The organism is Okeania sp. SIO2B3 (genome assembly GCF_010672525.1).
Lineage (GTDB): Bacteria > Cyanobacteriota > Cyanobacteriia > Cyanobacteriales > Microcoleaceae > Okeania.
In genome coordinates this window covers 1-18370 of the sequence record NZ_JAAHGH010000129.1, presented here as the reverse complement: position 1 = coordinate 18370, position 18370 = coordinate 1, and the positions used below count along the sequence as shown (strand labels likewise).

The window sequence follows — 18370 nt, the reverse complement described above, 5'->3', positions numbered from 1 at the left end:
TCTGAATTTACACCTACGACTTACGACCTACGACCTAAGAACTTTATTATAACTACAGGACTTACACATAACCATCACTTATGGTAGGGGCATTTTGCTCCGCAACATATAAAGCGGAGCTATGCGTCATGCAAACCCGTTAGCTTCGCATAACTATCGTTAACGCCCCTACAGATGGTGTATAATTTCGTATTTTGCGTAAGTCCTAAACTAATACCATTTCTGAATAGTAATGCTATATTTGATTACCATCTCCCCATCTACCCATCTCCCCATCTCCCCATCTCCCCATCTCCCCATCTCCTCATTACTAAAGATATATAGCCAACTTTTTGAGATTTGGTATAATAAACGGACATGATATAAAACCGCTCTTGATAGTTTGACTTGCGATCGGAGACTATTCTCAATAAAACCGATAAATTTGGGGTTTATTGAGAATTTTAAAAAATATTGATAATTAATCTCAATTAATTAATTAGCCTCTAAACTAACTTTAAGTAGAAAATTGCAACAAAATAATGATTTATTTAAGTCCAAATAGCTTGGTAAAACTTGCCATGAGCAAATCTAGCTTAATAACTTTTTTATTAATAATTTATCCCTAAGTTTGAGAAAAGGTCATTTCAGTTGATCTACCAATGTTGGGAATAAAAGGAAATTAAAATAATGCCTAAAACAATATTTAATTTAGCAAGAATACAAGTATCTGATTATCACCCAGTGCAACTACTCTTTGAACTACAGCAGAAGCTAGAAGGTTTTAACAGAGATGATTTTGCCGAGTTGATGGGAGTGCAACCCCAAACTGTTCGCCAATGGTGTAGCAAACATGGTAATCCCAATTCTCAAGCTAGACAATTAGCTGGTGAAATTAAGGCCAGACTACAACGCGATCGCGTATTGTAGGAAATTGTAGATTCAACCTACTGACATTTTATATTAATTAGTTCACTGTAGTAATTAAAGCAATTAATACTTGATCGACAAAGGAGAACTAATGATTGACTATAACATTACACAAGAATGGACTGCAGGAAAAATGGTTGAACTCAGCACCGAGCTGGAAAAACCCAGTCCATTTTATTTCGGATATGATATCCAGCAAAATCTTCTCAACGAATTGTCAAAACATGAATTCGACAAAATCTTCTTCTTCACAGAGCAAAATATGTTTGAACTTTACGGAGAGGAACTGTTCCACGAACTGAATGCGAAATATCATTGTCTTCTGGAGATAGTACCTCCTGGTGAGAAATGTAAATACTTCCCAGTCTTAGAAGAAGTATGTGAAACATTAATTGCTGAAGGAGTATCTAAAAAATCTCTATTAATTGCTTTTGGTGGAGGAACAGTAGGAAATATTGTTGGTTTGGTTGCTGGATTAATTTACCGTGGAATTCGGTTTATCGAAATATCTACAACCATGACTGGAATTACTGACAGTACTCTCAGTAATAAACAAGCTGTTAATGGTTCAACTGGTAAAAATCACTTTGGTCTTTATCATAGTCCTCTGTTTATTTGGGGAGATACAAAATACTTAAAAACAGAGCCTCCTTTTTCTAAGCGATGTGGAATTATTGAAGGGATTAAAAATGGTTTTATTGCTGAACCTACCTTTTTGGATTATTTGGAAAAAACTCTTAATCCTGAGCTAAATTTTTCCCAGCAGGAGTTGACAGACCTAGCTTATAAAATTATTCTCTCCAAACTAGAAATACTCAAACAAGACCCCAGTGAAAAACATTTGGGAATTATTCTAGAGTATGGTCATACCTTTGGTCATGGTTTGGAATGGTTGCTAAAAGGAAAACTTTCTCATGGAGAAGCAGTTTCTTATGGTATGAAAATAGCAGCGGAACTAGGGAAAGAACTGGGCTTTATGTCACAAAAAGATGTAGATTTACACTACTACTTTATTGAAGAAAAACTCGGTTTTAATAATCCTTGGCCTGAGAATGTCACCACTAATTTATTAATGGAGGCGATGATTGCAGATAATAAGAAAACTGGGGAAGAGCTTCGGTTTGTTATGTTAGAAAAAATCGGTCAATGTTATAATCCAGAAGGAGATTATTTGATGACAGTTGACACTAAATTGGTAGAAAAAGTTCTGGATAATTATATTCAAAAAGCAACTGGAAAGGTTGCGCTTACTACTGCATAATTGCAGCAATTTAACTCTATTTCTCCTCCGTTAAAATAGCTCTCAACTCTCAGCACTCAGAAAAGCTGAAAGGGAGTAAAAAATAGGATTATTTATTAAGTGTAATGATGGGAAACAAGAAAATTTTAGGTAAAGAAAAGGGAAAGGAAGAAAAATCGCGATTTTATGGGCATTTAATCGTCGAAATACTCCCTTTTCCCCTGTTTCCCTACAACCTCTTCCCTATCTGACAAAGGTTTTCAGTGGGATTGAGAATAAATCCCGGAAGGAGGAGTAGAGTTAATTGGTAGTCTAGCATAAAACTTTAGTAGTCTGCCAAGATTCAATTTCACGGAATTCAAAGGTCAAAGAACTACAGGAGAAGTTAGAAGGTTTTAACAGAGATGATTTTGCCGAGTTGATGGCAGTGCAACCCCAAACTGTTCGCCAATGGTGTAGCAAACATGGTAATCCTAATCCTCAAGCTAGACAATTAGCTGGTGAAATTAAGGCCAGACTACAACGGGATTTGATATTGTAGAAAATTGTAGATTCAATCTACTGACATTTCATATTAATTACTTCACTATATCAATTAAAGCAATTAACACTATATCCACAAAGGAAAACTAATGGTTGACTATAACATTACACAAGAATGGACTCCAGGAAAAATGGTTGAACTCAGCACCGAGCTGGAAAAACCCAGTCCATTTTATTTTGGATATGATATTAAAGAACATTTTCTCAAAGAATTGTCAAAACACGAGATAGACAAAATCTTTTTCTTTTGTGAGCAAAATATGTTTGGACTTTACGGAGAGGAACTGTTCCACGAACTGAATTCGGAATACAAATGTCTTCTAGAAATGGTTCCTCCCGGTGAGAAATCTAAATATTTCTCAGTTTTAGAACAAGTATGTGAAACATTAGTCACTGAAGGTGTATCTAAAAAATCTCTATTAATTGCCTTTGGTGGAGGAACAGTAGGAAATATTGTCGGTTTGGTTGCGGGATTAATTTATCGTGGAATTCACTTTGTCGAAGTATCTACAACCATGACTGGAATTACTGATAGTACCCTCAGTAACAAACAAGCGGTTAATGGTTTAAGTGGTAAAAATCACTTTGGTCTTTATCATAGTCCTCTATTTATTTGGGCAGATACAAAATACCTCAAAACAGAGCCTCCTTTCTCCAAGCGATGTGGCATTATTGAAGGGATTAAAAATGGTTTTATTGCTGAACCTACCTTTTTGGATTATTTGGAAAAAACTCTTAATCCCCAGCTTGATTTTTCCCAGCAGCAGTTAACTGACCTAGCTTATAAAATTATTCTTTCTAAATTAGAAATACTCAAAAAAGACCCCACTGAAAAGCATTATGGAATTATTTTAGAGTATGGTCATACCTTTGGTCATGGTTTGGAATGGCTGCTAAAAGGAAAACTGTCTCATGGAGAAGCAGTTTCTTATGGTATGAAAATAGTAGCGGAACTAGGGCAAGAACTAGGCTTTATGTCACAAGAAGATGTAGATTTGCACCACCACTTTATTGATGACAAACTCGGATTTAATAATCCTTGGCCTGAGCATGTAACTACTGATTTATTAATGAAGGCGATGATTGCAGATAATAAGAAAACAGGGGACGAGCTTCGGTTTGTTATGTTAGAAAAAATCGGTCAATGTTATAATCCAGAAGGAGATTATTTGATGACGGTTGACAATAAAACGGTAGAAAAAGTTCTGGATAATTATATTAAAAAAGCAACTGGAAAAGTTGCACTTGCTACTGCATAATTATGGAATTCAAAAGTCAAAAGTTAACCGTTTCACGGAATTCAAAAGTCAAAAGTAAGATTTTACGGAATTCAAAACTTTGACAATAACGGAATTCAAAAGTCAAAAGTAAGATTTTACGGAATTCAAAACTTTGACAATAACGAAATTCAAAAGTCAAAATTCAAAAGTCATAAAGTAAGATTTTACGGAATTCAAAACTTTGATACTAACGAAATTCAAAAGTCAAAAGTCAAAAGTCAAAAGTAAGATTTTACGGAATTCAAAACTTTGACAATAACAGAATTCAAAAGTCAAAAGTAAGATTTTGTAGGCTAAAAACTTTGACACTAACGAAATTCAAAAGTCAAAATTCAAAAGTCAAAAGTAAGATTTTACGGAATTCAAAACTTTGACAATAACAGAATTCAAAAGTCAAAAGTCAAAAGTCAAAAGTAAGATTTTACGGAATTCAAAACTTTGACACTACTAGACACCTCCGATAATTAATCTCAAACCCTTTAAATACTTCAGCAAAAATTTAGTTTTCGGAGATGTCTACTGGATTGACACATCTAAAATGGTGTGTTACGACTGCCAAGATTCAATTCTAAAATGGTGCGTTACGACAGACTGTTAAATCTCTGTCAAACCTTAGATGTTAGCAGTAAATACGCACCGTACTGGACTGTTTCAGCTAAAACTACTGCATTAGGGTAGGGACCTTGTATGCAACGTCCCTACGGGAGATGGAGAGATGGGGAGCAAAATTGTTGTTGGGTTACTCTGACGGGAAGCAAGCTACGTTATACCTCTTAATTCGTATATCTATGGCATAATCCGTGTGAGCACCTCAACCCAACCTACACTTATTGCACCATTTTAGATGTGGAGCGTCTACTACTAGACCTGTTTCATCTTAAATGTTGCAATAGAAAAGTGTCTGGAGATTGCTTCAGTGTCGTTCGCAATGACAAATCTAATGCACTATTTTAGTTGAAACAGTCCACTACATTAATGCACTGATAGTTGTAAAAAAGGTCGAGCAATGGAAAACACTAAATTTCTAAGTCATAGTACAAAAATTTACTTAGACAGAAACCTGCAAATTATTATTGGCATAACATTGATGGCAGTCTTGGGTTCAAGTAGTATCGGACCTGTATTGCCAACAATGGCATCAGAATTGCAAATTCCTGCGGAAAAAGTGGGATTGGTAATTACAGCATTTGTTGTACCCATTGCCATTGGAACTCCTATATCTGGAGTTTTAGCAGACCGCTTCGGTAGAAAACAAATTTTGATTCCCTCTTTATTACTATTTGCTATTGCTGGTGTTGCTTGTAGTTTTGCTCCAAATTTTCGGACATTACTAGAATTGCGATTTCTCCAAGGTGTGGGAGCAGCTAGTTTAGAATCTCTTGCACTGACATTAATTAGTGATTTGTATACAGGTAAGAGTCTGACATCTGCAATGGCATTCAACGCTAGTATGATTGGCATGAGTTTGGCAGTGTATCCTTTAATTAGTGGGGGTTTAGCGACATGGGGATGGCGCTATCCTTTTTTATTACCGTTGCTCGCAGTACCTATTGTACTTGCTGTGATTTTCTTCCTAGAATTACCCTCCTTTAAAAAGCCACCAAAATTCCGTTTGAAAGTATATTTAAGAAATATTTGGCATAGTGTTAATAATAGTCAGGTATTAGGATTGTTATTTGCAGTAGTTGCTTTATTTATATTGCTATTCGGTCCTTATTTTACTTATATTCCGATGTTAGCTGGAGATGTTTTTGCAGCTTCTAATGTGACAATTGGAATGATTTTAGCAACTATGGCTTTATCTTTAGCATTTGTTTCTTCTCAGGTAGCATTATTTCCCCAATCTCTATCAGAATTCACCCTAATTAAAGTTTCATTTGTACTGTATACTTTGGCAGTAATAGTTACTCCATTCCTACAAAATATGTGGTTATTATTAATTCCTAGTATTTTGTTTGGAGCTGCTCATGGAATGTGTTTTCCTGCTACTCAGGCATTATTAGGAAAATTCGCTCCTCAAGATTATAGGGCTGGTTTTATGGCTGTTAATGCTACGGTTTTATCTATCGGACAAGCGTTAGGTCCGTTGTTAGCTGGAGTTGCTTTTGGAGTTTGGGGAATGGCTGGAGTTTTTTACGCTGCTGCTGGTTTTTCTGTTTTGAGTTTGGGGTTAATTAGTAAACTTTTTGTGACTGTTGAATAAGCATTCAGCGGTCAGCGGTCAGCTATCAGCTAGCCTCCTATGGTCAGAACTGTGTTATCAGCTTTATTACCTTTAGTGGGCAATTTAAGCTTGTTGTTCTTGTGCTTCAATTCTTTGTTCAAAAATGTAGTAGAAGTTAAGCAAATACTTGGTTCATTCATTTTTATTGCTGTTTGCGCAGCATTCCGCAGGAAAAGCTAATTGCTAATAGCTGTTTGCGCAGCATTCCGCAGGGAAAGCTTAAACTATTGATTAGCCAAATACAGTTATCAGTTCTCAGTTACAAGGTGTATACTTGGGTTTTCAAACCCAAATAAAAATATTAACTGTTAAGTAAAATTTGAGTATTTTTTTATATATTTACCAGAAAAATGAATCTAAGCATACAAAGAAAAATCGGAGTTACTACCTGGATATTTGGTCAGAATAAATTAGAAAAAACTGCCAATATTATTTCAGAAATGGGTTTCGATGGAGTGGAATTATATGTAGATATTAATCAAACTCAACCCCAAAATGTGAAAGATATTTTGGCGGATAATGGGTTAGAAATATTTTCCATGACTCCTAGTAATGTAGATTTGGGAAGTAGCGATCGCCAAATAAGAATGGCAGCTCTAGATTACTATAAAAAGTTAATTGATTATGGAGCGGAATTAGGTAATCCGATAATTACTTGCCATGAATATATTCAGAGTCAGATGGGAACTACTTATGCTGGTTCGAGAGATAATTTAATTGCTTCTTGTCAAGAATTAGCAGTTTATGCAGAAAAAGCAAAAATAAAATTAGGCTTTGAACCCCTGAATCGTTATTTATGTCGTTTCATTCTGAATAGCAATGATGTTTTATCTTTACTGGCAGAAATTAACTCGCCAAATATGACTGTTATTCTAGATACTTATCATGGCAATTTAGAAGAAGCAAATTTAATTGAAGCTATTCAAAGATGTGGGGATAAACTGAGCGTCTATCAAATCGCTGATTCTAATAGAAAAGGCATTGGTTTTGGTCATACTAATTTTGCCGAACATTTCGAGGCACTTGATGAAATAAAATTCTCTGGTCCGATAATTCTGGAATGTGCTCAACCTCGACAAACACCAGGTTCAAAAGAAGAGATAGATTTGGATGAACTTAAACTTCATTTATCAGTCAGTAAAAATTGGATTGTGAATAAAACAAAAGTATTAGTTGCTAATAGTTGATTTATGGTTAGTAGTTTTGCTCTAGCCAAAAATTAATGTTAGGATATTTCCTCTATTCACTTTTTCTACCGGAATGCTGTGCAAATAGTCTAAACTACTTGTCCTGACCAAAAAACGTACTACTATATTAAGTATTTGAGGAGCCAAGGTTCAACTACTTGTCCTGACCAAAAAACGTACTCCTATGTTAAGTATTTGAGGAGCCAAGGTTCAACTATAAACAATTTTTGTTGGGTTTCCTACGTCAACCCAACCTACGCTTATTGCTTCCTTTAAACACTACGAATTAAAATTAGGAGAAAACAAAATGAATCCCATCTATCAAGACCTAAAAGAAAAACATATTTTAATTACTGGTGGCAGTAATGGAATTGGCGAAGCTCTAACTAAAACATTTGCCGAACAAGCAGCAGAAGTTACCATTTTAGATAAAGATTATGAAAGAGGTTTAAAAGTAGCTGAAGAATGCCAACAATATCATTGTAAAGTCAACATCTATGAAATAGATTTAACTGATAGTGAGGCTTTAAGTGAGACTTTAGCTAAAGTTAAAAAAGACAAACCAGTAGTAAATGTTTTAATTAATAATGCTGGTTACGATCCCAGATATAACTTGTTAGAAATGTCAGCACAAGAATGGAATGATTTATTTCAATTAAATGTTGTACATTATTTCATCACCTGTCGGGAATTATTACCAGAAATGATTAATGCTGGTGGCGGTAGTATTATTATGACAAGTTCTCACCTAGTTTGGATTGCCAAACCAGATATGGTTGCTTACAATGCGACAAAAGGAGCAATAGTAGGTATGGTTCGGACTTTAGCAGAAGCAGTAGGCAAACACCATATTCGGGTAAATTCCGTAGCACCAGGTTGGATAATGACGGAAAGGCAATTGCGACAGTGGGTGACACCAGAAGCAAAACATAAGACTTTATATGAGTTACAATCAATTCCCATAGAATTAACACCCCAAGAATTAGTAGGAACATATTTATTTCTTGCTTCCGATACATCCAGAGCAATAACTCGTCAGACCATAGTTGTAGATGCAGGGTATGCACAGACTTAAATAAAGTCAAAAGTCAAAAGTTAAAAGTTAAAAGTAAGAATCTGACCAGGTTCAGTTATTCTTCTGTTTTGGCTTTGTTGCATGAAAGTAGCGTTCTTAAAATCCATTGCGCGCCTATATCGCTCTGTTTCGCGATTATTAATGTTCTATTTATCTATTGTCCAATAGTTATTTCTCTGCTGAGAAAGCGATAGCTCTGTTTGGCGATTATTGATGCACTACCATCTATTGTCCAATAGTTATTTCTCTGCTGAGAAAGCGATAGCTCTGTTTGGCGATTATTGATGCACTACCATTTATTGTCCAATAGTTATTTCTCTGCTGAGAAAGCGATAGCTCTGTTTGGCGATTATTGATGCACTACCATCTATTGTCCAATAGTTATTTCTCAGCAGAGAAAGCGTTGGCGGAGCAAGTGCGGCAGCTTAATCGCTCTGTTTCATGATTATTAATGCACTACCATCTATTGTCCAATAGTTATTTCTCAGCAGAGAAAGCGTTGGCGGAGCAAGTGCGGCAGCTTAATCGCTCTGTTTCATGATTATTGATGCACTACCATCTATTGTCCAATAGTTATTGCTCTGCCTATAAAACCTCAAAGCTTTTACAGGTAAAAGTTTCAGCGTTTTTTGTCAAGCATTGATGCACTACCATCTATTGTCCAATAGTTACAGCAGTTTCCGTGCGTTATGAAGTACATATGCACAAGCAAGTGCGGCAGCTATATACTTTCATGCAACAAAGCCATTATTAATTAGGGTTTGCGCTCAAAAGTCCTTTAGTAGGGATAGGAGACAGGAGACAGGAGACAACCCACCCCTAACCCCTCCCAGGAGGGGAGAAATGGGTCGGGAGCGAGGAGGTAGGAGTAACAATTGTAAGAATGATTTTTCTGCCCAACTATGAGCCTAAAATACTAACTTTTTGAGTGTTTTAGACTGAAACAGGCGCACTTTTTAAAGGCCCCAAAGAGGTGCTTGTCTTTATATGTCAATGCTTTTAGATTTAATCAGCAAGCCCTAATTATTAATTTAGGACTTACGCAGATACGCTATATATAGCGCTCAAAACTATTGTCCAATAGTACTTGGACTATATAAATAGTGCCTTTGCGTCAGTCCTGTAATTATTAGACTTGTCGCTTTATAACTTCAAAAATCCCCAAAAACCTTGTTCTATAAGGATTGTAGCTATTGGCGACTAAAAAGCATTGGAATTATTGCTCTGTCTAGGTTGGAGCGATTTTTTCCCTCTATTTAGCGACAACTCTATTAATTATTAATTATTCAGTAAATATATCTATAGCGCTACCCATTAAGGTTAGGATATGAATAGAAGCTGTTTGCGCAGCATTCCGTAGGAAAACCCTTTTTTATTCCCCTGTTGCCTATTGCCTACTGCCTGTTGCCTTGCGTGTAGCGCTAAAGCGCAACTACAAACAAAGCTATCTCTCAAAAATAAACTATGGGTATTAACAAAACTTTATTAATTATGGCAGTCATCGGTGGAGCTGCAGTTGCCAACTTATATTACAATCAACCCCTATTAGCAATAATTGCCGAAAGCTTCCATGCTCCCACTCAGCAAGTTGGGTTAATTCCCATGATGACACAAATTGGTTATGCCTTGGGATTGTTGCTATTTGTGCCCTTGGGCGATATTATAGAACGACGGCGCTTAATAGTGACAATGCTGATGGCAACTGCTCTAGCTTTAGTAACAGCAGCTATGTCTCCTAATATTAGTTGCTTAATTGTTGCGAGTTTACTTATTGGTATGACTACAATAATTCCCCAACTTGTTGTACCTTTTGCTGCTTTTTTAGTAGAACCGGGAAAACGTGGCAAAGCTGTCGGAACTGTGATGAGTGGTTTATTTATTGGCATTGTTTTAGCTAGAATGACTAGCGGATTCGTCGGAGCACATTTCGGTTGGCGAGCAATATATTTCTTTGCTAGTGGGTTGATGATGTTAATAGCAGTAGTATCAACATTTGTACTGCCAAAAGCAAAACCTTCTGTTACTCTCTCATACCCTAAATTAATTCTTTCTTTGGGGCAAATAATTCGAGAACAATTATTATTGCGACAAGTAGCTTTAATTGGGGCAATGTCTTTTGCTGCTAATAGTATTTTCTGGAGTACAATGGCATTTTTCCTGAAAGCGCCACCCCTAAACTACAGTAGTAAAGTAGCAGGAATGTTTGGTTTGCTTGGTGTTGTGGGAGCTATAACAGCGATAATTGCTGGTCGAATGGCAGATCGAAAAAATCCTAGATTGATTTCTATGTTAGGTGTTGTGATTTCTAGTTCATCATTTTTAGTATTTTCTCTAGCAAGATATGAATTATGGGGTCTAATTTTGGGAGTGATGTTGTTAGATTTGGGAGTGCAGACAACTCAAATCTCTAACCAAGCACAAATTTATAGTTTGCCTGCCAAAATACATAGTCGTCTGAATACGGTTTATATGGTTTCCTATTTTGTGGGAGGAGCTATGGGGTCTTACTTTGGTAACTATGCTTGGAGTAATTGGCAATGGAACGGAGTTTGTGGTGTTGCTTTATTTGTTCTCGTTTCAGCTTTGAGTATTTTATACTTCACAATTTTCTGGAAAAAGCCAAAGCAACAACTTTTGAGTCTTAGATCGACAAGATGAAATATTGAGATGAACCCACCCCCACTCCTCTTTACGGAAGTCAAAAGTCAATTGATGTTTGATTGATCTATTGTCCAATAGTTATTTTGATTTTAGATACAGTCACAGAAAAGCGATCGCTCTAGTTGAGGGAGATTGATGTTTGATTGATCTATTGTCCAATAGTTATTTTGATTTTAGATACAGTCACAGAAAAGCGATCGCTCAGTTGAGGGAGATTGATGTTTGATTGATCTATTGTCCAATAGTTATCTTGATTTTAGATACAGTCACAGAAAAGCGATCGCTCTAGTGGAGGGAGATTGATGTTTGATTGATCTATTGTCCAATAGTTATCTTGATTTTAGATACAGTCACAAAAGCGATCGCTCAGTGGAGGGAGATTGATGTTTGATTTATCTATTGTCCAATAGTTATTTTGATTTTAGATACAGTCACAGAAAAGCGATCGCTCAGTGGAGGGAGATTGATGTTTGATTGATCTATTGTCCAATAGTTATTTTGATTTTAGATACAGTCACAGAAAAGCGATCGCTCAGTTGAGGGAGATTGATGTTTGATTGATCTATTGTCCAATAGTTACAGCAGTTTCCGCTCATTAGAGTTGTTGGGAATTAAGCTAAAAAAATGGCTAAAACCCTTATCAGTCAAAGTTTATAGCATTCTTGATGCCTAAAATCGTAAAAGCCTTATATGGTAAGCTTTTGAGCATTGTTCAACTTTTATTTCCCAACAACTCTATTATTGTTGTACATCTCGGGAGTCTAGTCGCAGCTATATACTTTCATGCAACAAAACCATTATTAATAGACTTGTCGCTAAATAGAGGGAAAAAATCGCTCAAACTCAGGCAGAGTAATAATTATAGCTTTTTTATTTTTTTGGTGGCGATAATCCTTACATATCAAGGGTTTTGAGGATTTTTTAAGTTATAAAGCGACAAGTCTAATAATTAATTATTAATTATTAATTGTTGAATCCTACCTCCTCGCTCATTCCCATGTCTCCTGTCTAGGTCCGACTGACTTCCCCTCCACGGTCGGGGGAGGGGCGAGGGGTGGGTTGTTTCCTACCCCTACTACTCATACTTTTTCAGCAAACCCTAATTATTGCAACCAACCCTACACCTACACTTTTATACAACAAAATAAACAGGAACTTTAACTATGCCTCCTATACGTGCCATTCGCTTTGATAATTTCGGATCTCCGACGACTCAACTCAAACTTGAAGAACTTCCCACTCCTGTTTTGCAACCAGGTGAAGTGCTGGTTGAAGTTCATGCAGCATCTATTAATCCCAGCGACGTGAAAAATATTTTGGGAGTGATGGAAAGTACTACTCTCCCCCGCACACCCGGTCGAGATTTTGCTGGAGTTGTCGTTGCAGGTGCGCCAAATCTAATTGGTACTGAAGTTTGGGGAACAGGAGGCGATATTGGATTTATCCGTGATGGTTCCCACGCTTCTCATTTGGTATTACCTGTAGGAGCAATACAACCCAAACCCCAAAATATATCTATGATACAAGCAGCAACTATCGGAGTCAGATATATTACCGCTTGGTTATCTTTGGTTGAAGCCGCAAATTTACAACCAGGAGAAACTGTTTTGGTAGTAGGAGCAACAGGTGGGGTTGGCAAAGCAGCAATTCAAATAGCAAAATGGAAGGGAGCTAAGATTTTAGGAACAGTGCGACGGGAATCAGATTACCCAATAGTTGAAACATCTGGTGTTGACATCGTTATTAATTTGGCAACGGAAAATCTTAATTCTGCTGTTTTAAATGCTACTGGAGGTAAAGGTGTGGATGTGGTATTGGATACAGTGGGGGGTTCTATGTTGGAAAATAGTATGTGGACCCTAGGTCATAGAGGTCGTTTGGTCGCTATTAGCGCCCCACCAAAAGAAGCGAAGGTTTGTTTTGACCTCCGGGATTTTTATCACCGGGAGTTGCGCTTATTTGGGGTAGATAGTCGAGCTTTTGACGTAACTCAATGTGGGCAAATTTTGGCAGCACTCAATCCCTTATTTGAAACAAACGCTATTTTACCACCAGAAGCGATCGCTACTTACCCACTTAGGGGAGGAATAATTGCCTACGAACAAGTACACAATAGAACTAATGTTTCTCCGCTAGTTTTAACTACTAATATGTAGTAAAATGTGTGTTGCCACTTTTTTTTATATTTCTCTAAATATTAATTTCGGAGTAATATAATTCTATCGAGCGTCATACAATGCGTAAGGGCGTTTTGCTCCGCAACATATAAAGCGGTCGCTTTGCGTTAGCAAATGGCCATTTGCTGGCGCAAAGCTCCGCTAATATCATGTTCGGTTGAATACTTATAATATCTGTGGACAGAAGGCAGCTATGCTGAGGGCAGAAGGCAGAAGGGAAAGAGCAAGGTTAGAAGACAGAGAGTTTTTTATAACTGATTATCCGAACATGATATAACGTCCCTACAATATAGACTCTTATCTTCAAAATACTGAATAACACCGATAGTTGGGAAAGCCAAAATTTGTTCAGTTTCCCCTGAAGAAAATTAAAGACAACTATAAAATAGAGATTAAACCCAGAACTCAAAACTAAATATGTACATATTAGTCTTAGTATTTTTTCTAGCTATCTGCTTTTGTCTCGGCGCTCTCCCACTCACTGCTTTAATAGTTAAAACTCTGGCAAATATCGACCTTAGAAAAGTCGGTACGGGTAATGTTAGTGTGGCAGCAGCGTTTACTCATGCGCCAAAACCAGTGGCAATAACAGCAGTATTAGCAGAAATAGTTAGGGGTATTGCACCAGTTTTAATCGCAAAAGTGTTATTTCCAGAGATTTTTGCCTTGCAGTTAGTGGGATTAATTTTGTTAGTAGCAGGTAGATATTTTATTGCCCAAGGTGGCGGTGTTACTAATGCTAGTTGGGGAGTTTTGATTTATTCTCCTGTGGTGGCATTGGGTTCGGGAATTACAGGATTATTAATATTAGTAATAGGCAAAAAAATATTTTCCAGGCAACATCAAAATATCCGACAATGGGCAGCTCGTCTGGGATGTCTCAGTAGTTTTTTCTGGGTGTTATTATTTCGCCAGAACGCATCTTTTTTTGAACTTTTTGCAGCATTAGGATTAGCAATTCTATTAGTAGTAATAAATCTGAGGCAAAGTGATGATATGGCTTTACAAAAACAATCTATATTTTCTCTCGATACTGAACTAGATGCCAAAATATGTGGGGAGAAAGCAGCTAGATTAGCTCAACTGAAAAAAGCTGGTTTTAATGTTGTTAAAGGTTTTGTTTTACCTGCAACTGAAGTAAGTACTCAAGGCAATTGGAATAGGGGAATTAATTCTTCATTACCTACTATCGACTCCCCTTTACCAGAGCTGGATAAAATTGAAGATAAGTTACATAAAATGCCTATTAATTTCCCCCTAATTGTTCGTTCTTCTGCTGTGGGGGAAGATAGCGATAATAGTTCTGCTGCCGGACAATATAAAACTATTTATCCGGTAAAAAATCAAACAGAATTATTAGAGGCAATTAATATTTGTCGTCAATCTTATTGGTTGCCAGAAGCTGTTGCTTATCGTCGGCAAAGAGAAATTCCTGATGCGGAAATGGCGGTATTAATTCAACCTTATATTATTAGTCAAGTTGCTGGAGTAATGTTTACTCGTAATCCTTTAGATGGTGGTGCAAAAATAATTATTGAAGCTCTGCCAGGAGGTGCAGAAAAAGTTGTGGGTGGGCAGTTTAGTCCGGTACATTTAGAAATTGTTGAAGAAGGAAGAGGGAAGAAGGAAGAGGGAAGAAGGCATCCCCCCTTGCCCCCCTTTCAAAGGGGGGAGGAAGAAGGCATCCCCCCTTGCCCCCCTTTCAAAGGGGGGAGGAAAAAGTTGATTGTGACTCAAACTTCAACCAATTTTAAACACCCTGTAGACGACGGGGTATTAAATCTAAAAGAAAAAGATAAAAATCAATCTTTAGAAGAAGGAAGAGGGAAGAAGGAAGAGGGAAGAAGGAAGGAGGAAGAAGAAAGAGGAAAAAAGTGGATTGTGACTCAAACTTCAACCAATTTTAAACACCCTGTAGACGACGGGGTATTAAATCTAAAAGAAAAAGATAATAATCAATCATTAGAGCAAGTAAAATATTCTGATTTTTTACCTGAAGAAATTATTCAAGAATTGGTAAATCAAGCAGAGGCTATTGAAGCATTTTTTCATGGTTTACCCCAGGATATTGAATGGTGTTGGGATGGTAAAAAAATCTGGATTTTACAAAGTCGCCCCATTACTAATCTGAGACCAATTTGGACGCGAACTATTGCAGCAGAGGTAATTCCCGGGGCAATTCATCCTTTAACTTGGTCGATAAATCGTCCTTTGACTTGTGGAGTTTGGGGAGAAATTTTTACTATTGTTTTAGGGGAAAAGGTAGCAAAATTAGATTTTACTGAAACGGCAACTTTGCTCGGTTCTCATGCTTATTTTAATGCTACTTTATTAGGGGAAATTTTTAGAATGATGGGATTGCCGGAGCAGGGTTTAGAGTTTTTATTACGGGGGCAAAAAATGGGAAAACCGCCATTAGGAAAAGTGTTGCCTTCTTTGCCTGGTTTATGGCGTTTGATTCAAAAAGAAATAGCAGTTGACCGGGAATTTGAACGCGACTATCATCAAATTTTTATTCCAGCTTTACAAAGTTTAGAAAAGAATTTTAAACAAAATTCATCTCAGTCTTTATCAGAATTATTAGACCAAGTTGAACAAATTCAAGCATGGTTAAAACCGATTACTTTTTATAATATTTTGGGTCCCATAGGATTGGCAATTAGGCGATCAATCTTCCGTGTTTCTGAAGAATGGCTGCCTACTGATACTGCACCGGAAATTGTTTCGATTCGAGAATTACAAAATTTAGCAACAAAGCTAGATAAAGTGACTGAAATAGAAGCAGAATTTAACCAAAATCGGGAATTACAAACAGAATTTCAGCAATGGTTAGAAAAATATGGTTATTTAAGTGAAGTTGGTACAGATATTTCTGTGAAAACTTGGCAAGAACAACCAGATAATTTTCGGAATTTATTGTTCGCAATGGCTCGAAAAAATGGAAACAAAAAAGATAGTTTTTCGGCAAAAAAATTAAATTTGTGGCAGCGTTGGCGACTGGAAAAATGTGCTAAACGATCAATAACTAAGGGTAAAATTGCTGAAGTTTATGGAAAACTTTTAGCCTATTTGCGATGGAATTTTTTAGCAATAGAAAATCATGGATTAGAAGCAGGAGTCTTTGAACAAAAAGGAGATATTTTTTATTTGGAATTTGAGGAAATTCGCCAATGGATTTTATCAACAGTAGGTTGGGTTGAGGAACGAAACCCAACAAATAATGTGGGATCTCAAGAACAAAACAGAACAGAATTTAACACTGTTACACCTAATGACGAGCGATCGCCCCTGACCTCCCCATCTCCCCATCTCCGACAACTTATCCGTGAAAGAAAGGAACAATTACAAAAAGACCGCGATCGCCAAGTTCCCTCGGTAGTTTACGGCAATATCTTACCACAGGAAAATCCAGAAATTACACCGACTGCTGAGAATGCCTCTATTTTGTCAGGTATACCCGCGAGTGTCGGATCTGTGGAAGGTTATGTGAAGGTTTGTCGTAGTGCAGGAGTGAGTATTGCTGAAGACGAGCATCCCATTATTGTTGTGCCTTATACGGATGCAGGTTGGGCACCATTATTATTGAAGGCAAAAGGTATTATTACTGAAGTAGGAGGTCAGTTATCCCACGGAGCTATTATTGCGCGAGAGTATGGCATTCCCGCAGTGATGAATGTTTCAGGGGCGATGACTCGTTTACAGGATGGGCAAAAAGTGCGGGTTGATGGATATAAGGGGACTGTAGAATTTTGAAAAAGTCAATGGCCTACAACTGTATAACTACTTGAGACTAATGAGCCAAAGGTCTCAATTTTTGGCCTAACTTCACATAATCTTCATATCAACTACTTAGATCTTTATCAGAACTTTATATAAAATCAGCATTTTGTCTATATGATTATGAATGTAAGCAAAAAAAATGAAATTTACATTAAATTAAGTTCTGTGCCTAAACAAAAAACTTCTATATTTTCAACTTTGATGGGTTCATCCGTATTAACTACAGGTTTAGTAGTAAGTTCTGCCTTTATTGCCCCTGCCACTCAAGCATTTACACTTACTGAAGATCCCGCCTGTAATGTAGCAGCAGCAGTATTTAATCCTCAATATGATGACTGTAAAGGTGCATACGAGCTTGCAGGTGGCGAAAACGACGTTACTGATGGTGGTCCGAACAATATCGCTACTCAACTTTTGAACAATGATGATATATTTGGTACAGAAGATTGGACTTTTCTTGGAAAAGATGATGGTAATGGTACTAGCTTTTTCACTGTTAATGGTATAAATTCAACGTCTGGTGAAATTGTGTTCGACACTGCAGCAATTGAAAATGTTTACGGACCTACGTTTACTCAGAATTATGATATAGCAGTTAGTTTCAAAGCAGCTAAAAACTTTAGTATCTACCAGTGGGATGCAGGGTTAGGAACAAATACTATTGACTGGACGACTGATGGTACTGCAACTAATAAGCAAGGTGTGACTCAAGGTTTATCTCACGCATCTGTATATTTCCGTTATAAAGAGATTGTCGATCCTCCTCGTGCAAGAGTTCCTGAATCTACTTCTATGTTAACTCTAGGTTTAATTGGTGGTAGAATGTTCTTATCTCGTCGTCGCAAGAATGGTTAATTATTAACCATCTATATTAACAAACTGACGCGAAGTTCCACGTTGTCGCAAATATATATATAGGTTGGAAGTAAATTGTACTTCTAGCCTTATTCCATTTTATAAGTGTTGATCGTGTAAGCAAGATTTAAAACGGGAGCAAGATACTCCCACTACCTCATTATCATACTATTAACAGCTTTCGGTTGGGAGTCAGGAGTCAGGAGGGAAGAGTTGGAAACCCAGAGCGATCGCCTATTTTTCTCAGATATATCTGGAATCTGCTGTAATATTACTTCAGTTATTTCTTACTTCTTCCTTCTTCCTTCTATCCCAGGAACTTTTTGATAGATTAATTCAATCTGACAATTAAAATTTACACTAGCAAAATTAACTTTTTCTCCCCTGCTATAAGTTTGAGAAATCCAAATTCCTTGTTCATTTTTCCGAAAACATTCTA

At 36.9% G+C, this 18370-nt stretch carries 10 protein-coding genes; all 10 read left to right on the top strand.

Annotated elements, in window-relative coordinates; all coding sequences use genetic code 11:
* Positions 1–669: 669 nt before the first annotated feature.
* The 10 genes from F6K15_RS33995 (at position 670) to F6K15_RS33950 (ending at position 17931) form a co-directional block, all read left to right on the top strand.
* Positions 670–909, top strand: coding sequence for a hypothetical protein (locus F6K15_RS33995; protein WP_293069938.1), 240 nt, complete (start codon positions 670–672; stop codon positions 907–909).
* A gap of 91 nt (positions 910–1000) precedes the next feature.
* On the top strand, positions 1001–2170 hold the full coding sequence (locus F6K15_RS33990) for a 2-deoxy-scyllo-inosose synthase (RefSeq protein WP_293069936.1): 1170 nt from the start codon (positions 1001–1003) through the stop codon (positions 2168–2170).
* Positions 2171–2781: 611 nt separating this feature from the next.
* A complete protein-coding gene (locus F6K15_RS33985) occupies positions 2782–3951 on the top strand; it encodes a 2-deoxy-scyllo-inosose synthase (protein WP_293069934.1) in 1170 nt (389 codons plus the stop codon).
* A gap of 1027 nt (positions 3952–4978) precedes the next feature.
* Positions 4979–6175 carry an MFS transporter gene (locus F6K15_RS33980; protein ID WP_293069932.1) on the top strand — a complete coding sequence of 399 codons (1197 nt, stop codon included), beginning with the start codon at positions 4979–4981 and terminating at the stop codon, positions 6173–6175.
* Between the two features lie 371 nt (positions 6176–6546).
* Positions 6547–7383, top strand: a complete 837-nt coding sequence (locus F6K15_RS33975; protein ID WP_293069931.1) for a sugar phosphate isomerase/epimerase — start codon at positions 6547–6549, stop codon at positions 7381–7383.
* A gap of 307 nt (positions 7384–7690) precedes the next feature.
* Positions 7691–8458 (top strand): SDR family NAD(P)-dependent oxidoreductase, encoded by a 768-nt coding sequence (locus tag F6K15_RS33970; protein WP_293069929.1) that lies wholly within the window; start codon positions 7691–7693, stop codon positions 8456–8458.
* A 1464-nt stretch (positions 8459–9922) separates the two neighbouring features.
* On the top strand, positions 9923–11116 hold the full coding sequence (locus F6K15_RS33965; protein ID WP_293069927.1) for an MFS transporter: 1194 nt from the start codon (positions 9923–9925) through the stop codon (positions 11114–11116).
* Positions 11117–12282: 1166 nt separating this feature from the next.
* Positions 12283–13275 (top strand): zinc-binding alcohol dehydrogenase family protein, encoded by a 993-nt coding sequence (locus F6K15_RS33960; protein WP_293069926.1) that lies wholly within the window; start codon positions 12283–12285, stop codon positions 13273–13275.
* Positions 13276–13713: 438 nt separating this feature from the next.
* Positions 13714–17049, top strand: coding sequence for a glycerol-3-phosphate acyltransferase (locus F6K15_RS33955; RefSeq protein ID WP_293069924.1), 3336 nt, complete (start codon positions 13714–13716; stop codon positions 17047–17049).
* 192 nt (positions 17050–17241) lie between these two features.
* Positions 17242–17931, top strand: a complete 690-nt coding sequence (locus F6K15_RS33950; protein ID WP_293069922.1) for a hypothetical protein — start codon at positions 17242–17244, stop codon at positions 17929–17931.
* Positions 17932–18370 lie beyond the last annotated feature (439 nt).